At 71.9% G+C, this 17,697-nt stretch carries 12 protein-coding genes and 2 pseudogenes; 9 read left to right on the forward strand and 5 right to left on the reverse strand.

Going from position 1 to position 17,697, the window contains the following annotated elements:
• Positions 1-486: 486 nt before the first annotated feature.
• From DFR74_RS37375 to DFR74_RS27965, 3 genes are read left to right on the forward strand one after another with little or no spacing between them, the layout of a single operon-like run.
• Positions 487-3,936: a sensor histidine kinase gene (locus DFR74_RS37375; protein WP_067510655.1), complete on the forward strand. Its 3,450-nt coding sequence runs from the start codon at positions 487-489 to the stop codon at positions 3,934-3,936.
• Positions 3,914-4,339 carry a roadblock/LC7 domain-containing protein gene (locus tag DFR74_RS27960; RefSeq protein ID WP_067510656.1) on the forward strand — a complete coding sequence of 142 codons (426 nt, stop codon included), beginning with the start codon at positions 3,914-3,916 and terminating at the stop codon, positions 4,337-4,339. Before DFR74_RS37375 ends, DFR74_RS27960 begins: the two co-directional genes overlap by 23 nt.
• Positions 4,336-4,710 carry a DUF742 domain-containing protein gene (locus DFR74_RS27965; protein ID WP_067510657.1) on the forward strand — a complete coding sequence of 125 codons (375 nt, stop codon included), beginning with the start codon at positions 4,336-4,338 and terminating at the stop codon, positions 4,708-4,710. Before DFR74_RS27960 ends, DFR74_RS27965 begins: the two co-directional genes overlap by 4 nt.
• A 164-nt stretch (positions 4,711-4,874) precedes the next feature.
• On the opposite strand, the gene DFR74_RS27970 is transcribed toward DFR74_RS27965, so the two are convergent.
• The 3 genes and pseudogenes from DFR74_RS27970 to DFR74_RS38225 all read right to left on the reverse strand — a co-directional run.
• Entirely contained in the window at positions 4,875-5,654 is a 780-nt protein-coding gene (locus DFR74_RS27970; protein WP_067510697.1) for a DNA-formamidopyrimidine glycosylase family protein, read from the reverse strand.
• A 33-nt stretch (positions 5,655-5,687) separates the two neighbouring features.
• Positions 5,688-9,635: pseudogene (locus DFR74_RS27975) on the reverse strand (Lhr family ATP-dependent helicase); the annotation flags it as partial.
• Between the two features lie 396 nt (positions 9,636-10,031).
• Positions 10,032-10,595: pseudogene (locus DFR74_RS38225) on the reverse strand (DEAD/DEAH box helicase); the annotation flags it as partial.
• A gap of 101 nt (positions 10,596-10,696) precedes the next feature.
• On the opposite strand from DFR74_RS38225, the gene DFR74_RS27980 reads away from it, so the two are divergent.
• The gene (locus DFR74_RS27980; RefSeq protein ID WP_067510659.1) at positions 10,697-11,242 is read left to right on the forward strand and encodes a histidine phosphatase family protein; all 546 of its coding nucleotides are present in this window, start codon (positions 10,697-10,699) and stop codon (positions 11,240-11,242) included.
• 1 nt (position 11,243) lies between these two features.
• On the opposite strand, the gene DFR74_RS27985 is transcribed toward DFR74_RS27980, so the two are convergent.
• Positions 11,244-11,849 carry a TetR/AcrR family transcriptional regulator gene (locus tag DFR74_RS27985; RefSeq protein WP_067510698.1) on the reverse strand — a complete coding sequence of 202 codons (606 nt, stop codon included), beginning with the start codon at positions 11,847-11,849 and terminating at the stop codon, positions 11,244-11,246.
• Positions 11,850-11,918: 69 nt separating this feature from the next.
• Between DFR74_RS27985 and DFR74_RS27990 the strand changes: the two genes are divergently transcribed.
• The 5 genes from DFR74_RS27990 to DFR74_RS28015 all read left to right on the forward strand — a co-directional run bounded on the left by DFR74_RS27990 (position 11,919) and on the right by DFR74_RS28015 (position 15,772).
• Positions 11,919-12,866, forward strand: a complete 948-nt coding sequence (locus DFR74_RS27990; protein ID WP_067510660.1) for a patatin-like phospholipase family protein — start codon at positions 11,919-11,921, stop codon at positions 12,864-12,866.
• Complete coding sequence (locus DFR74_RS27995; RefSeq protein ID WP_067510661.1) at positions 12,863-13,711, forward strand: SDR family NAD(P)-dependent oxidoreductase; 849 nt, start codon at positions 12,863-12,865, stop codon at positions 13,709-13,711. The genes DFR74_RS27990 and DFR74_RS27995 overlap by 4 nt, the downstream gene beginning before the upstream one ends.
• A gap of 441 nt (positions 13,712-14,152) precedes the next feature.
• Complete coding sequence (locus DFR74_RS28005; protein ID WP_067510662.1) at positions 14,153-14,338, forward strand: hypothetical protein; 186 nt, start codon at positions 14,153-14,155, stop codon at positions 14,336-14,338.
• A 37-nt stretch (positions 14,339-14,375) separates the two neighbouring features.
• Positions 14,376-14,939, forward strand: a complete 564-nt coding sequence (locus DFR74_RS28010; RefSeq protein ID WP_067510663.1) for a TetR/AcrR family transcriptional regulator — start codon at positions 14,376-14,378, stop codon at positions 14,937-14,939.
• The gene (locus DFR74_RS28015; RefSeq protein ID WP_067510664.1) at positions 14,939-15,772 is read left to right on the forward strand and encodes an MBL fold metallo-hydrolase; all 834 of its coding nucleotides are present in this window, start codon (positions 14,939-14,941) and stop codon (positions 15,770-15,772) included. The genes DFR74_RS28010 and DFR74_RS28015 overlap by 1 nt, the downstream gene beginning before the upstream one ends.
• 165 nt (positions 15,773-15,937) lie before the next feature.
• Here DFR74_RS28015 and DFR74_RS28020 read toward each other — a convergent pair whose 3' ends face one another.
• Entirely contained in the window at positions 15,938-17,671 is a 1,734-nt protein-coding gene (locus DFR74_RS28020; protein WP_067510699.1) for a glycerol-3-phosphate dehydrogenase/oxidase, read from the reverse strand.
• Positions 17,672-17,697 lie beyond the last annotated feature (26 nt).

Raw genomic sequence — 17,697 nt, forward strand, 5'->3', positions numbered from 1 at the left:
CCTGTCCCGAGTAAGCGAGATGAACAATAGTTGGATTTGAACTTGCGCAATGTGCACTGTTTCGACGAGACCAACTGGGCACTCACTGCGCAGGATGTGACATCGCTGTGACCGCGACCACTCCCCGGGCCCGGGCCGACCCCCGACGGCCGCGCTGGAATCACGCGAAACACCCGGAACCGGTGCCGCGCGAACCGGAACCTGTTTCCGGTTTCGGTAGCACACGCGAATAACTCGTGCATACGGGGCTCTATGGTGCCGCGGCGGTTTCCCGCCGGTCGGCGACCGTTCCCGTTGTATTGCGTGGCTGATCTTCCACTGGCTAGGGTGGCTTTCCGACGACCGGTGCGGCGCCGTCGTCGGCCTTTCCCGGCCGTTATTCGCAAGGGGGGCAGCAATGCCCAGAAGTAGGCAAGATCTTCGGTGATCAGCAAGAGAATCCAACGGCTATTACCGAGCGGCGCACGGGAAGGTGGGATACGGGCATTGCTGCGCGCGCCACTGGGCGTGCGCACCCGATTGCTGGCGATCGTTCTCATCCCCAGCCTCGCGCTCATGTCCATCGGCGTCGTCACCGCGTGGCAGTCGGTGACCGACAGCCGCACCGCCAAGGACTGGGCCGAGATGGCGGGCGCCACCACCACCCCGGCCATCCGCATGGTGGAGGCCGTCCAGGACGAGCGGCGCGCCACCGTCCTGCACCTCGCCGGCGACCCCGAGGCCACGGCGGCGCTGCCCGTGATCCGGCAGAACACCGACCGCGCGCTGGCCGCGCTCACTGCCCGCGGCGACGTCGCCGCCGCGCTGCGCCCCGATCTGGAAGCCGAAATCGTCGGCTACCAAACGCAATACGCCCAGTTGCCCGCCCTGCGCGGGGGGATCGACGGCGGCGCCGTGCCCGCCGACCAGGTGTTCGCCCTGTTCAGCGAGACCGTCGACACGCTGGTGCACATCACGCTGATGGCCTCCGGCGTCGCGCCCGACGCCGACCTCGCCGTCGAGCTGTACAAGGCCATGCACCCGCTGCGCGCCGCCGAGGCGATCTCGCGCGCCAGCACGCTCGGCGCGGCCGCGCTGCTCACCGACGGTTTCACCGAGGCCGAGCGCGTCCAGTTCGACGGCTATATCGGCGACAGCCGCGGCGAGATCGCCTACGCGCGATCGGTGCTCGTCGGCGCCCGGCAGGAACAGTTGCAGGCCACCCTCGCGAGCCCGGCGTGGGGACAGCTGGTCGCGATGGAGGACGCGATCATGCTGCGCGGCATCGACGTCGAGTCCGACGACACCTCGGGTGCGGGCAGGCAGTCGCGCACCACGCAGAGCACCGAGACCGAGCCGCTGCCCCTCGGCGCGGCCGAGTGGCAGCAGGCCGCCACCACCGTGCGGTCCGAACTGCTGAAGCTGTGGGAGGACCAGAGCCGCGACCAGCACCGGATCGCCGCGGCCGAGGGCGCCGAGTTGGAGCGCGAAGCGCTGTGGGGCGGTGCCGTGGTGCTGCTGATCGCGCTGCTGGCGTTCCTGGCGGCACTGCTGCTGGCCAACCGCTTCGTCGGCCGCATGCAGAAGCTGCGCCGCGACACCCTCGAGCTGGCCGACGAACAACTGCCCGAGACCATCCGCAAGCTCGGTGAGGGCGGCGCGGCCGAGGGGGACGTCGAGATCGCGCGCCTCGAATTCGGGCGCGACGAGATCGGGCAGGTCGCCGACGCGTTCAACCGCGCCCACCGCGCGGCCGTCGCGGCGGCGGTGGCGGAGTCCAAGACCCGCGCGGGTGTGGCGTCGGTGTTCCTCAATATCGCGCACCGCAGCCAGGTGATGGTGCATCGCCAGCTGGTGCTGCTGGACAAGGCCGAGCGTCAGGAGGAGAACCCGGAGCGACTGGACCTGCTGTTCCAGCTCGACCACCTGGCCACCCGCGCCCGGCGCAACGCGGAGAACCTCGTCATCCTCGGCGGCGAACAGCCCGGCAGGCGCTACCGCAACCCGGTGCCGCTGATCGACGTGGTGCGCAGCGCGGTGGCGGAAAGCTTGGACTACACCAGGATTCACACCGGCAAGCTGCCCGACGTGCGCGTCTCCGGCGTCGCCGTGACCGACCTCATCCACCTCATCGCCGAGCTCACCGACAACGCCACCGCGTTCTCCCCGCCGGAGTCGCGGGTCGAAGTGGCGGGTGTCCCGGTCGGCAAGGGGATCGCGCTGGAGATCATCGACCAGGGGCTCGGCATGTCGGAGGCCGAGCTGGCCGAACGCAACGCCCTGCTGGGTGACCCGCCGGACTTCAGCGTCGCGACCCTGTCGGGCGACGCGCGCCTCGGGCTGTTCGTGGTCGCGAAACTCGCTGTGCGGCACGGGATCTCGGTGCGGCTCACCGAGTCCGACTACGGCGGGGTGAAGGCGATCGTGCTGGTGCCGACGGCGCTGCTCACCACCGAGTCGACGCCCGACGAACCGCTCACGCCGCCCGGCGGTGCGGGAGGCTACGGTCCGGGGTCGGGTGCGGGGACCGCGACGGCGGTCGCGGAGCCGCGGACCGAAGTGCGCGTCGAGGCCGCGCCGCCGTCGGACGGGCGGCCCGCACTGCCCCGCCGTCGTCGGCAGGGTGCGCCGGGGGCGGAGCCCGCACCGTACGGGGCGGCGTATGCGGAAACGTCTGCGCCGAAGGCAGATTCGGGTTCCAACGCGCCGACCGTCGCCGGTGATTCGACCGCGCAGGGCTCGGTGAGTTCGGAGGACCGAGGCGCGTCGATCGAGTCGGTCGCCCAGATCCCCCCGACTCCGGGTACCTCGGCCGAGCCGACCGACCAGGACACCGCGATGGGCGATGCGCGACCCGCACTGCCCCGGAGGAACGCGAAATCGTCTGCCGCCGAGTCTGATCCGAAGGCCACTCCGGCCCGCGAGGGCGATTCCGTATCCGGTGCTGACGACGCCGGCTCGGAAGGGTCGGGGCCGTCGGCCGGCGCGGCGGTAACGGGCGAATCCACGTCGACCGCCGGTCGTCAGACCGCGCAGGTGGACGACCAGCTCGCATCGGGCGCTTCGACCACGGATGCCGCCTCGGCGGTCCACGGCGGCGGCACCCTCGACCTGCCCGGCGCGACCACCGGCCGACCGGACGGGTCCGAGACACACAGCGGAGCCGAGGGTGAAAGCCACGGTGCTGTAGCCGGATCCGGAGTAGACGCCGGCAACGAGGGTGAGCCGGCGCGTTCCGGCACCAACGCGACGCGCGAATCCGCCGATCCGGCTGACACCGGTAACACGGCCGCCTCGGCGCTCGGGTCCGCTGATCCAGCGAACATCGGCGACGCGATCGCCCCAACGCGCAGGTTCGCCGATCCGGCTGGCACGGGCAACACGACCACCCCGGAGCACGAATCCGCTGATCCGGCTGGCACGGTCGGGCGAGAGGCCCGCGCTGTCGGTGAATCCGCCCCTGCCGGGAGTGATTCGGCGCGCAGCGCGTCGGCCCCGGGCACCGGCGCCGCCGACGGGTTCCGGTCCGGCTGGGCGCTCGCCGACCCGGACGCGACGGACGACGGCCCGGATTCCGGTGCGCCGGCAGCCGATCACGAATCCGGCCCGGCACAACTCGACGCCCCCTCCGGCGCCGCGACGACCGACGACGGCTGGACGTTGGCGCAGCCCGGGGAGACCACCGCGCAATCGGGCTGGGTGCGCCACCGCGCCGGAAACATCGGCGGCAGTGGCGCGTTCGGCCCGGCGGTGCCGGTGACCCCGACGGCCGGACCCGGCTCGAGCTATACCGCGCCCGGTGGCGTGCGGGGGCGCACGGCCGAGCAGGCCCGGGATCTCATGGCGGCCATCGAGATCGGCACCCGCCAGGGCCGCCGCAAGCGCGTGGACGTGAATCCGACCGAAACCGAACACAACCCGCAGGAAGGCGCCGGTGACGACCTCCAAGCCCCGTAGTCTCGACTGGCTGCTCGACGACCTCATCGAACGGCTGCCCGACGTTCGCTACGCCGTCGTGCTCTCCACCGACGGCCTGCTGCTCGGCCACGGCTCGGCCATGGACCGGGCCGACGCCGAACGGTTCTGCGCCATGGCCTCCACCCTGCACGGGGTCGCGCGCAGCGCGGGCAACCACTTCGAGGCGGGTGGCGTCTGCCAGACCGTGGTGGAACTGGACCGCGCCGTGCTGTTCATCACCGCGGCGGGCGATAACGCGTGCCTGGCGCTGCTCACCGCGGAGACCGCCAATATGGGCATGGTCGCCTACGAGATGAACCAGACGGTGCAGCGCGTCGGCGCCCACCTCTCGGTCGATCCGCGACCACACTCGCTCGACGGGTCCGGCTTCCCGAGGCCATGAGCGAGGAGCGTGAGTCCTGGTTCGACGAGGAGGCCGGCCCCCTCGTCCGCCTCTACGCGGTCACGCGCGGCCGGTCCGGCGGCGTCCGCCACGAGTTGAACATGCTCACGCTGGTGGCGCATTCGGGGTCGCGCGCGCTGCGGCGCACCGAACCCGAGTACGCCGAGATCGTCCGCCTCAGCCGCACGCCGCAGTCCGTCGCCGAGATCTCCGCCCGCCTCGGCCTGCCCCTCACCGCCACCAAGATCCTCGTGGGCGACCTCATCGACGACGGCGTCCTCGACCACCGCGATCCCGACCCCACCCCCGCCGCCGGCTCCCAGCAGATGGACATGCTCCGCGCCGTCCTCAAGGGCATCCAGTCGCTGTGATCCCCGCCGGACCGTAGTTTCGTCTATGGAACGGTGCGGAGATCCGCGTGTTCGTGGAACGGATGCTCGCACGCCGGTCGGCCGAGTGCGCGGCGTAGGGAGACGAGCCGCCGCACTCGTCCACCGTTCGGGCCGAAGCTGCCAGGCTCGCTGCCGTAGTGCTTCTACTGCGGTTCCGGTTGGCAGCGGGGGCAGAAGTAGATGCCGCGTTCGCGTTGGGTGATGCGGTCCGAGGGCGGGGTGGTGTCGCCGAGGGGGCGGACCTGGATGCGGGTGCCGCAGCGTTGGCAGGGGCGGCGCTGGCGGCCGTACACGAGCGGGCGCCACGGGGGCTGGTGGGCGGCCTTGCTGAGCACGCGGTGGGCTTCCTCCGTGAGCGCCAATAGATCCGGGACCCGCTCGACGGGGGTGGCGGGGTGGACCTTGCGCAGGAAACAGATCTCGCTGCGGTAGATGTTGCCGATGCCGGCCAGGTTGCGCTGGTCGAGCAGGGCCAGGCCGATGGGTTGCGCCGGATGGGCCGACAGCCGCCGGACCGCCTCGGCCGCATCCCAATTCGGGCCCAGCAGATCCGGGCCGAGGTGATCGACCGCCGTGTGCTCGTCGGCGCGGCGCAGCACCTCCACGGTGCCGAGCGAGAAGCCGACGGCCTCGGTGTCATCGGTGCCCAGCACCACCCGGGCGGTGACGCGCGGCCTGGTCCAGCGCTCCCCGGTGCAGTACGTGCGCCACTCGCCCTCCATCTTCAAGTGGGTATGAATGCTGGCGGTGGAGGTGCGGATGAACAGGTGCTTGCCGTAACTGCCCACCTCCTCCACCAGATCACCGGCCAGATCCACCGTGGCGTACTTCGGCACCCGGAAATCACTGCGCACCAACGTCTTCCCGGCCAGCGCGAGCCGCAGCCGATCGGCGGTCAGGAATACGGTGTCACCTTCGGGCACCACTCACCCCTTTCGCGTGCCCCGCCATCCCGCTCACACCTGCCTGCGCAAACGCAACCCACGCGGTGTCGCCGCGAACCCCGCCTCGGTGAGGAATGTGGCGAAGGTGTTGCCATGCACGGATTCTCCGTCGACGCGATCGATCACCAGCGAATCCACCTTGCGGTGGCGCACCAGCCCGGCCAATGCGGCGGCGGCCGCGGTGCGCACGTCGGGGTCCTCGGTGAAGGTGAGCAGGGTCTTGCCGCCGCGCTCCAGGTACAGCGCCAGGTCGCCGTCCACCAGGACGACCAGCGCGCCCGCCTTGCGCCCCGGGCGGTGCCCGCCCTCGGCGTCGCCCTTGGGCCAGGGCAGGGCCGCGCCGTAGGGGTTGGCCGGATCGCACGCCGCCAGCGCCACCGCTTTCGGGGCGCGGTGCGCGTCGGCGCGGTCGTCGAAGGAGCGCAACCGGTCGACCACATCGGTGGTGGAGAATTGCGCGCCGCCGAGTGAGTCGATGAAATACCCACGGCGACAACGGCCCCGGTCCTCGAACTCGGTGAGCACGCGATATATGAGCGCGAAACCGCCCGCCACACCCTCGCTCTGCACCGACCCCCTGGTGAGCACGCCGTAGCGTTCGAGCAGGGTGTCGGCGGTGGCGTGGGCGCGAATCGTGTTGTCGGCGACGCGGTCCGGCAGCAGCGACCAGCGGCCCGCGACGGCGGGCGGTCCGGTGCGGGTCGGCATGCTCGGGCGCGGCAGGTACGCGCGTCCGCGCGGGGTGCGGCGCGGTGAGCGGTGCGCGGTGGTGGTGCGCGCCGTTCCGGACAGCAGCGCGCGCACCGGGGCGAACGTGTCGCCGGACACCACACCGGCCCACACCAGTTCCCATAGCGCGGCGGCCACGGCGGTGTCGTCCAGCACGCCGGTGGCGTCGGACAGCTGACGGAAGAAGTACGCGCCGCCGCCGTGCAGAACCGGTGGAAGACTTGCCGTTTCGGCGCTCGGCGCGAGCGAGGCGCCCAGCGCCTCCAGCAGGCGCAGGTGAGTTTCGGAGAGTTCGATCTCGTCGGGCGGCGGGAGGGTGAACCCGGCCTGGTCGGCCAGGTGCAGCGCGATCCACCCGTCCTTCGCGGTGATCGCCCCGTGCCCCGACCACAGCACCTCGCCCGTCGCGGTGAGTTCGTCCAGCATGGCGGGGCTGTAGTCGGTGACCCGCGCGGGCAGCACCAGCGACTCCCAGGCCGACGCCGGAATCGGCACGCCCGCGAGCTGTTCCACCACGGCCGCGACACCGTCCACGCCGCGCAGTTCGCCGGTCCCGACGTGCTGCCAGGCGGGCAGGAACCGGCCCAGCGCCGCCGTCGGCACCGGCTCCACTTCATGCCGCGCGGCGGCCAGCGACCGGCGGCGCAACCGGCGCAGCACCTGCGCGTCGCACCACTCCCCACCGCTCGTGCCGGGCGTGAATTCGCCCTCCACGACGCGTTTCTCGGCCACCAACCGGAGCAACGCGGTCGCCGCCACGGCGGGCCCGATCCCGAACCGCGCCGCCACCGCCTCGGTGGTGAACGGCCCGTGCGTGCGCGCGTATCGGCCCACCAGGTCACCGAGTGGATCGGCCACCGGCTCGATGAACGCGGCGGGCGTGCCGATCGGCAGCGGCACGCCGAGCGCATCCCGCAATCGCGACGCGTCCTCCACCGCCGCCCACCAGGCGCGCCCGGCGAATGAAACCTCCAGCGCGCGTTTCGCTTTCGCCAGTTCCGCGAACCACTCGTGCGCCGCGTCGAGAGCGGCCCGCTCGGCAAAACCAGCCGCCCTCGCGGATTCCCCTGTCGCGGAGCCGGATTCAGGATGAACCTGAACCCCGGCGTGGTCTTCGTCGGCCCACGCGGCCGCACCCGACACGACGCAGCGGGCCGCGGCCTCCTCCGGCGTCAGCGGCCCGAGCAGGCGCAGCAGGTCGGCCAGACCTTCGGCGTCGCGGGCGTGGCGTTCGGGGGTGAGGCGCTGGAGTTCGCGTTCGGTCTGGTCCAGCACCGCGGGGTCGAGCAGTTCGCGCAGTTCCACGCGACCCAGGAGTTCGGCGAGCAGGCTCGAGTCCAGGGAGAGGGCGGCGGCGCGGCGCTCGGCCAGCGGACTGTCGCCCTCGTACATGAACTGGCCGATGTAGTCGAAGAGCAGGGCGCCGGCGAACGGCGACGGCGTGGCGGTCTCCACTTCGATCAGTCGCACCTGCCGCCGCGCCACCCGGCCCAGCAGATCGCGCAGGCTCGGCAGGTCGTAGACGTCGCGCAGGCATTCGCGGACCGTCTCCAGCAGGATCGGGAAGTCGGGGAACTTGCGCGCCACATCCAGCAGCTGCGCCGACCGCTGCCGCTGCTGCCACAGCGGGGCGCGCTTGCCCGGATCGCGGCGCGGCAACAGCAACGCCCGCGCCGCGCACTCCCGGAACCGCGACGCGAACAGCGCGGAGCCGCCGACCTGTTCGGTGACCACGTCGTCGATCTCGTCGGGCTCGAAGACGAACAGTTCGGCGCCGGGCGGGTCGTCGGTGGTGTCGGGCAGGCGCACCACGATCCCGTCGTCGGAGGCGGTCGGCGCGGCGTCCACCCCGAACCGTTCCCGCAACCGCGACCCCACCGCCAGCGCCCACGGCGCGTGCACCGGCAACCCGTACGGCGAGTGCAGCACCAGCCGCCAATCCCCCAGCTCATCGCGGAACCGCTCCACCAGCAGCGTCCGATCCGTGGGCAGCTGCCCGGTCGCGGCGCGCTGATCCTCCAGCAACGTCACCAGATTCGCGGTCGCGTTCCCATCCAGCCCCGCCCGCGCGACGATTCCGGCCAGCCCCTTGGCGGAACCCCCTGCACCACTTCGCTTTCCAGACTTGCCAGGCGGCCGGCCCGCACCACCGGCATCACCCGCACCCGCACTGACGCCAGTCTCCGCCTGCCCGCCCCCACCGCGCACGCCCCCAGCAGCACTCGCCGACCGACCCTGCCGAACACCGGCGGACCGCAGTTCTTCAACCCCACCGGAATCCGTTGCCTCCCGCGCACTTCCGCCGCGCTCCAGCTCCGCCGCGAACGCCGCCGACTCCCGCCCCGCCACCCGCACGAATTCCCCCAGCGCGGCGCCCAATTCGGCCGGGCGGCCGAGACCGTCCCCGTGCCAGAAGGGCAATCGGCCGGGCTGTCCGAACGCCGGGGTGACGAGCACCCGGTCGAAGGTGATCTCCTCGATGCGCCAACTCGTCGCGCCCAAAGCGAACACGTCGCCGACACGCGACTCGTACACCATCTCCTCGTCGAGTTCGCCCACCCGCGACTGCCGTTCGCCCACCATGTACACCGCGAACATGCCGCGGTCGGGGATCGCGCCGCCCGAGGTGACGGCCAGCCGCTGCGCGCCGGGGCGTCCAGTGAGGGTGCCCGCGTCGCGGTCCCAGACGAGCCGGGGACGCAGCTCGGCGAACTCGTCGGACGGGTAGCGCCCCGCCAGCAGATCCAGCACCGATTCGTACGCCGAGCGCGGCAGTTCCGCGTAACTGCCCGTGCCGCGCACCACGGTGAACCAGGCGTCGACGTCGAGGGGTTCCAGCGCGCAGGCCGCCACCGTCTGCTGGGCCAGAATGTCCAACGGGTGCGCGGGAATTCGCAACTCCTCGATCTGCCCCGACACCATCCGCTGCGCCGCCACCGCGCAGTGGATCACGTCGGTGCGATGCTTCGGGAACAGCACCCCGCGCGAGATCTCGCCGACCTGGTGCCCGGCGCGCCCGATCCGCTGCAACCCGCTCGCCACCGACGGCGGCGCCTCGACCTGCACCACCAGATCCACCGCGCCCATATCGATGCCGAGCTCGAGACTGCTGGTGGCGACCACACACCGCAGCCGCCCGCTCTTGAGATCGTCCTCGATGACGGCGCGCTGCTCCTTGCTCACCGACCCGTGGTGCGCGCGAGCCAGCAACTGCTCGGCCCCGCGATTCACCTCGGTGGTGGAACCGAGCTGCGCGGGCGGCGCGACCGGGCCGCGCGGCTCGGGGTCGGTTTCCAGGCGGGTGGCGTACTCCTCGTTGAGCCGGGCGGTGAGCCGCTCGGCGAGCCGGCGCGAGTTCGCGAACACGATCGAGGACCGGTGCGCCAGCACCAGATCGACGATGGCCTCGTCCACGTGCGGCCAGATCGAGCCGGGCTGGTCGGACTCGCCGGGCTCGGTCATATCGGGCACCGGCACGCGCACCGACAGGTCGAAGGTCTTGGGCGCGGGCGGCGACACGATGGTGATCGGTGCGCGCCCCACCAGGAACCGGCCCACCTCCTCCGGCGGCCGCACGGTGGCCGAGAGCCCGACGCGCTGGGCGGGCCGCTCGGTGAGCCCGTCCAGCCGGGCCAGCGAGAGCGCCAGGTGCGACCCGCGTTTGGACCCCGCGATGGCGTGCACCTCGTCGACGATCACGGTGCGCACCGTGCGCAAGGTCTTCCGCGCGGCCGAGGTGAGCAGCAGGAACAGCGATTCGGGCGTGGTGATGAGGATGTCGGGCGGCTTGCGCTGCATGGCGCGGCGCTCGGCCGGACCGGTGTCGCCCGACCGCACACCCACGGTGATCTCGGGCGGTTCGAGACCCAGGCGCTTGGCCGTCTGTGTGACTCCCACCAGCGGCGCGCGCAGATTGCGTTCCACGTCCACGGCCAGCGCCTTCAGGGGCGACACATACAGCACGGTGGTGCCGTCGGCGATCTCCTCCGGACTCCGCGCGGCGAGCCGGTCGATCGCCCACAGGAACGCCGAGAGCGTCTTGCCCGACCCGGTCGGAGCCACCACCAGGGTGTGCTCCCCCGCCGCGATGGCCCGCCACGCCCCCAGCTGGGCCGAGGTGGGGGCCGGGAACGCACCGTCGAACCACTCGCGCGTCGCGCGGGAGAACTCGGCGGTGGTGAACGAGGGCATGGGATCAGTGTGCACCCGCCCACCGACACCGCACCCCGCACAGCCCTGTTCACCTGCGGAATTCCATCCTTCGGCCCGCGCAGCGTCGTACGCTTCCCTGCGTGCGGAAGGTGCTCAGACTCGATCTGGTCAGCCATGGCATGACCGAGGCGACGCGCAAGGCACGGTTCCCGGTCGACGAGTCCCTCACGGAGGCGGGCCGGCGCGCCCTCTCGTCGTGCGCTCCCCTCGGCGCCGCCCGCGTCCTCACCGGACCGGAGCGCCGCGCCGTCGAGACCGCCGCGCAGCTGGGGCTGACGGGTGAGCGCGACGCCCGGCTGCGCGATCTGGACGCGGGCGCGTGGCGGGGCGGCGACCTGATGACGGTGCCGCAGGACGAGCTCTACCGGTGGCTCACCGACCCGTCCTACAAGGGCCACGGCGGCGAATCGGTGACCGAGCTGATCGAGCGGACCAGGTACTGGATGGCCGAGATCGCCTCCGAGGGCATGTCCACCGTCGCCGTCACCCACCCCGCGGTGGTCCGGGCGGCGCTGCTGGTGACGCTGGACTCGCCGCCGAAGTCGTTCTGGCGGATCGATGTGCCGCCGGGGCACGTCACCCGCCTGCACTATCGCGGCGAGTGGACGCTGCACTTCACGCCCTGACTCAGCGCGCCGGTTCGCGCACCGCGCTCAACAGCAACCGCACCGCGTCGGTGACCACCCGCGCCGACACGGTGGGGTCGATCGCGCGCTGGATGCCGACGCCGAGCCCGAGACTCAGCACCGTGGCCGCGGCATCCTCGGGCGACAGGGGCAACGACAGGCCGAGATCGTCCGCGAGCGTCTGCAATTGGGCCGCGACCGTGCCGCGCACCACGTCCAGCGCCGAGACCAGCGCGGCCCGCAGCTCCGGATCGTCGCGCGCGACGGTGGCGAACTCGAATTCGAGCATGGTCCAGCCCACGTCGCCCAGCGTCCGCTCGGCCCAGGACTGGAAGCGGGCGAGCCGGGCCTCGAGGTCGTCGGACCCGGCGAGCAGGTCGGTCACCTCGGCGAACTTGGTGGCGTGGATGAGCGCGAGCACCTCGAGGCACAGCTCCTTCTTGGTGCGGAAGTTGGAGTAGACCGCGCCCTTGGAGTAGCCGGCCTCCTCGGCGACGCGCTCCATGGAGGTTTTGGCGTAGCCCTCGGCGAGGAACAGGTCGCGGGCGGTCGCGAGCAGGTCGGCCCGGGTGCGGGCCTGACTCTGCGACCTGGTCAGTCGTGCCATGCCGGACATTCTACGTACCGCCAGATTTCAAATACCGGGAGAATTTGAATTCTGCTAGTGTGCGGAACCATGGGTAACAAGAATGGGCCACAGCGGCGTGGTCTCGCCATCGGCTGCGGCGGCACGGTGGGCGCGGCGTGGATCGTGGCGGCGCTGGCCGCCGTGCGCGACGTGCTCGACTGGGATCCGCGCGAGGCCGAGGTGCTGCTGGGCACCTCGGCGGGCGCGGAGCTGGTCACCATGCTCGGCAGCGGAATCTCCGTGGACGAACTCGTCGCGATGCAGGAAGGCCGCACCACGCGTCCCTCGCTGCTCGCGCACCTGCGCGACGCACCAGGCCGCTTCCCGCCGCTGCCGCGCCCCTGGCCCGCGTCTCCCCTCCTGAGCCTGCGCGGAGCCGGCTCGGCGCAGCGGGTGCTCACCGCGGGCAGCGGGCTGCTGCCGACCGGCCGCGGTGACGCGAGCTGGTTGCAGCGGCTCGCCGAAGCGCTGAACCCCGGGCGGGAGTGGGTGCCGCATCCGGCGACCTGGCTCGTGAGCATGGACAACGCGTCCGGCGAACGGGTGCCGTTCGGCGCGTCCTGGGCGCCGCCCGCGACCCTCGGCGCGGCCCTGCGCGCGTCGTGGGCGATCCCCGGCTGGTTCCCGCCCGTCCGGATCGGCGACCGGCACTACGTGGACGGCGGCGCGGGCTCCACCGCCTCGGCCGACCTGCTCGCCACGGCCGGACTCGACGAGGTCGTGGTGCTGGTGCCGATGGCCTCGACCGAACCCGTCCCCGCCACCGGCCCCGGCCACTTCCTGGAACGCCAACTGCGCGACCGTATGAGCGCCCGGCTCGACCAGGAACTCACCGTGCTGCGCGCGGCGGGCGTGCGCACCCTCGTGCTCGGCGCGACCGCCGAGGATCTCGCGGTGATGGGCCCCAACTTCATGGACGGCCGTCGCGCGCGCGACACCTTCCGCCACAGTCTGCGCAGCACCCGCCGCGCCCTCGAACAAGGAGTGTTCGCGTGAGAATCCTCGGTCACGGTTATCCCGATATCGACCTGCGCGCGGCCACCGTGCTGATCACCGGCGGCGGGCGCGGCATCGGCTTCGCCACCGCCGAGCGCTTCGCGAACGCGGGCGCCGCGGTGGCGATCGCCGACGTGGACGCCGCCGCCGCCGAGACCGCGGCCGCCGCGATCGGCGGGCGCGCCTACGCCCTCGACGTGCGCGAGCGCGAGCGCTGGGACGCGGTGGTCGCCGACCTCGGGCGGGTGGACGTGCTGGTCAATAACGCGGGCGTGATGCCGGCGGGCGCGTTCCTGGACGAGCCCGACGCGGTCGGTCGCGCGACCGTGGACATCAACGTGTGGGGGCTCATCCACGGGATGCGCGCCGTCGCGCCGGGGATGCTCCAGCGCGGATTCGGGCACATCGTGAACGTCGCGTCGCTGGCGGGCAAGGTCCCGATCCCCGGCCTCGCCGTCTACAACGCGAGCAAGTTCGCGGCCGTGGGGCTCTCGGCCGCCACGCGCCTGGAATTCGCGGGCGGCGGGGTGAGCGTGAGCTGCGTGCTGCCCTCGGCCGTGCGCACCCGGCTCTCGTCGGGGCTGACGCTCGGCAAGGGCCTGCCCACCGTCGACCCCGAGGACGTGGCCGCCGCCATCCTGCGCACCTGCCAGACCCGCGCCGCCGAGACCGCCGTGCCCAACTATCTCGCCCCGCTCGACATCGCCCTGGCCGCCGCACCCGAACGCGCCGTCCACCTCGTCCGCCGCCTCTTCGACGGCGACCGCGCCCTGCACCCGGCCGACGCGAAGGTCCGCACCGAGTACGAACAGCAGGTGCGCGCGATCACCGACCAGCCCGGCTGACAAGTCGTTACTCACTCCAACCGGGCGCACCCTGACAGCGACGTCAGGGTGCGCCTGCCGTATACCTCCCGGCAGCGTCGCAGCCGCGGCGACGACCTCACCCCCGCCGGTGTCGAGATCCAGCACCGAGCGCACCCCACTCAGCCGGGCCGGCAGCAGACGCGCGAAGCCCCATGGCGGGCGTTCCTCCGTCACGCGCCAGTCCAGCCAGCCGAACCCCCAGCCGCTGACGTCCGCCGCCTCGGCCGGATCCACGAGGTTCGCCCGCCGAAGCTGTTGCGCGCGTTTCTCGTTCACGCCGTCGCCGATCGTGCACGACGGCCGGAAATCTCTGCGTGCGGGCGGTCGCACTGCCAGTTGCCGATCAGTTGCTAACAATCGCGCGCCGCGGGACGACAGGCTGAGCGGCGGAACGATGATCACCCGACAGGAGCAGCGACGATGACGAGCCCGGCGGCGGCGCGCCCGCGTCCCCGGTTCGCGGTTGCGGCGCGCGTGTGCGCGGCACTGACCGCGACGGCGGCGACTCTCGCCTTCAGCTATCTGCTCCTGCATCAGCCGCCCTACGCGGGCACGCCGGAATCGCCCAGGCCGGGGATCATCGTCGGGCACCAGCCCGCACGATAACTAGACCGGTCGTCATAATCCGAGGTACGGTGGGCCGGTGCCTCCTCGTACCGACTCGCGGCAGCGGTTCATCGACGCCGCCGCCGACCTCTTCCACACCCAGGGCTATCACGCCACCGGACTGAACCAACTGGTCAGCGCCGGCGGCGCGCCCAAGGGCTCGCTCTACTTCCACTTCCCCGGCGGCAAGGAACAACTCGCCGCCGAAGCGCTCGCCAGATCGAGCGAACAGTTGCGCGACCTGCTGGCCGACGCGCTCGCCGCGGGCGACACCGACGCGGTGGTCGAGGCGCTGGCCGAGAACCTGCGCGCCTCCGACTTCCAGCGCGGCTGCCCGCTGGCCACCGTCGCACTGGACGCCTCGTCGGCGAGCGAACCCATCCGGCAGGCGTGCGCCGAGGGATTCGAATCCTGGCGCCTGGCGATCGCGGAGTTCGTGCGCCGCAAGGGCATCGAGGCCGCCCGCGCCGATGCCCTGTCCGTGCTCGCGCTCAGCATGATCGAAGGCGCGCTGCTGCTGGCCAGGACCCAGCGCGATCTCACACCGTTGCGGGTCGTCGCCGAACACCTGCGCACCACCTTGGAAAGCGAGCAGCCCTGATGCGTATCCATCATCTCGACGGCGGCACCATGCGTCCCTTCGGCGGCGGCCTGCTCGACGGCGCGCCCGGTCTGCTGCGGCGGGCCGCAATGGTGTGCCACTGCCTGCTTCTCGAATTCGACGACCGGCTCGCGCTGCTCGAGACGGGCATGGGCGAGCAGAGCGTGCACCGTCCGGCGGACTGGCTCGGCCGCCGGTTCGTGACGCTGACCAGGCCCGTGCTGGACCCGGACCGCACCCTCGTGCGGCAGATCGAAGCGCTGGGCTACCGCCGCGAGGACGTGCGCGACATCGTGCTCACCCACCTCGACCTCGACCACGCGGGCGGGCTGGCCGACTTCCCGCGCGCCACCGTGCACGTCTACGACGAGGAACTGCGCGCGTTCCAGGGCGCGCACACCGCGCAGGAGCGATTCCGTTACCGCGCGGCACAATTCGAGCACGGGCCGCGCTGGCGTTCCTACGCCGACACCGGCACCGAATGGTTCGGATTCGAGGCCGTGCGCGACCTCGAGAGCCTGCCCGGTGTGCTGCTGGTCCCGCTCGCCGGCCACACGCGCGGGCACACGGGCATCGCCGTCGACACCGGTGCGGGCTGGCTGTTCAACGCGGGCGACGCCTACTTCCACCCCGGACAACTGCTCCCCACCCCGCGCCAGCCCCTCGGCATCACCCTGTTCGAGCGCGGCGTGGAAACCCTGCCGGGCCCGCGCCGCGCAAACCAGCACCGCCTACGCGAACTCGTCCGCGACCACGGGGACGAGGTGCGAATCTTCTCCGCCCACAACGCCGCCGAATTCCACGCCTTCCAGACCGCTCCGGCCACCTCATGATCCCCGCCGCGCGAGCCGATCTCAGGATCCCGACTCGACTTTCACATCAATGTGAGGCATTACGTTGGCGCACAGGACAACACAGCATTGGACCGCCGGGGAGCGCGGTGACAGCCTCTCTCCGACGTGTCCGTAGCCCATCACACCGCGTGGGCCAGCGCGCCCCTACCCGTCGGCGGGCACCGGCTCCAGAATCTCGGGGCGGGGTTCCGGTGCCGCCACGCGCAGGGCGTCGGCGGAGGCGTCGTCAGGCTGGGTCTGGGAGCGGATCTCGGCGTCCACGCGGGCGCGGTAGGTGCTGATCTCGCGGTCGATCTCGGCCTCGTCCCAGCCGAGCACCGGGGCGACCAGCCGCGCCACCTGTTCGGCGCAGTCCGCACCCCGGTGCGAGTACTCGATGGAGATGCGGGTGCGCCGGGCCAGGATGTCGTCCAGGTGCAGCGCGCCCTCGGCCGCCGCCGCGTACACCGCCTCCACCTGGAGGTAGGACGGCGCGTCGGTGATCGGTTGCAGCAGTTCGGGTTTGCCCTGCGCCATCGCCATCACCTCGTCGATGAGCGAGCCGTAGCGGTCCAGCAGATGCTTCACGCGGTACGGGTGCACGCCGTAGGACTCGGCCAGCTGCACGGTCTGGTTCACCAGCGCGAAGTACCCGTCCGCGCCGAGCAGCGGCACCTTCTCGGTGATCGACGGCGACACCCGCGCCGGAATGTCCTGCGCCGCTTCATCGACGGCGTCGTAGGCCATCACCCGGTAGGTGGTGTACTTGCCGCCCGCGATGGCGACCAAGCCGGGCGCGATCCGCGCGACGGCGTGCTCCCGCGAGAGCTTCGAGGTCGAATCGCTCTCCCCCGCCAGCAGCGGCCGCAGCCCCGCGTACACGCCGGTGATGTCGGCGGGGGTGAGCGGGGTGACCAGCACCTCGTTCACCCGTTCCAGCAGGTAGTCGATATCGGCTTTGGTGGCGGCCGGGTGCGCGAGGTCGAGGTTCCAGTCGGTGTCGGTGGTCCCGACGATCCAGTGCGCGCCCCACGGGATGACGAACAGGACCGACGTCGCGGTACGCAGGATGATCGCGGCGTCGCTGACGATCCGGTCGCGCGGCACCACGATGTGCACGCCCTTGGACGCGCGCACGTGGAAGCGGCCGCGATTGTGCGAGAGCGCCTGCACCTCGTCGGTCCACACACCGGTCGCGTTGATCACCACGTGCGCGCGCACCTCGCCCGAACGACCGTCCTCGCTGTCGCGCAGCTTGGCGCCCACGATGCGGTCGGCCTCCCGCAGGAATCCCACGACCTGCGTGGACGTGCGGATCACCGCGCCGTAGTGGGCGGCCGTGCGCGCCACCGTCATGGTGTGGCGGGCGTCGTCGACCACGGTGTCGTAGTAGCTCACGCCGCCGACCAGCGAATCCCTGCGCATGCCGGGCGCCAGTCGCAGCGCGCCCGCCCTGGTCAGATGATGCTGTCCCGGAACGGATTTCGCGCCGCCCATGGTGTCGTAGAGCACCAGGCCCGAGGCCACGTACGGCCGCTCCCAGACCCGGCGGGTGAGCGGGTAGAGGAACCGCAGCGGTTTCACCAGGTGCGGCGAGAGCGTCGAGAGCGCCAGCTCCCGTTCGCGCAGGGCCTCGCGGACCAGCCCGAACTCCAGCTGTTCGAGGTAGCGCAGGCCGCCGTGGAACATCTTCGACGACCTGCTCGAGGTGCCCGACGCGAGATCGCGCGCCTCCACCAGGGCCACCGACAGGCCACGGGTCGCCGCGTCCAGCGCGACACCGGCGCCCACCACGCCGCCGCCTATGACGAGCACGTCGAAGTGCTCCTTGCCGAGCCGTTCCCAGGCCGCGCGCCGCTGCTCGGGGCCGAGGAACTGCGAATCCGGTTTCTTGGTCATGCTCGACACCTCCACACCCAGCGCCC

The organism is Nocardia puris (genome assembly GCF_003315035.1).
In the GTDB taxonomy this organism is placed as follows: Bacteria; Actinomycetota; Actinomycetes; order Mycobacteriales; family Mycobacteriaceae; genus Nocardia; species Nocardia puris.

Coding starts and splice junctions, on each gene's coding strand:
- DFR74_RS27965 (WP_067510657.1), top strand. CDS start 4,336: ATGAGCGAGGAGCGTGAGTCCTGGTTCGACGAGGAGGCCGGCCCCCTC.
- DFR74_RS27985 (WP_067510698.1), bottom strand. CDS start 11,849: ATGGCACGACTGACCAGGTCGCAGAGTCAGGCCCGCACCCGGGCCGAC.
- DFR74_RS27990 (WP_067510660.1), top strand. CDS start 11,919: ATGGGTAACAAGAATGGGCCACAGCGGCGTGGTCTCGCCATCGGCTGC.
- DFR74_RS28005 (WP_067510662.1), top strand. CDS start 14,153: ATGACGAGCCCGGCGGCGGCGCGCCCGCGTCCCCGGTTCGCGGTTGCG.
- DFR74_RS28015 (WP_067510664.1), top strand. CDS start 14,939: ATGCGTATCCATCATCTCGACGGCGGCACCATGCGTCCCTTCGGCGGC.
- DFR74_RS28020 (WP_067510699.1), bottom strand. CDS start 17,671: ATGACCAAGAAACCGGATTCGCAGTTCCTCGGCCCCGAGCAGCGGCGC.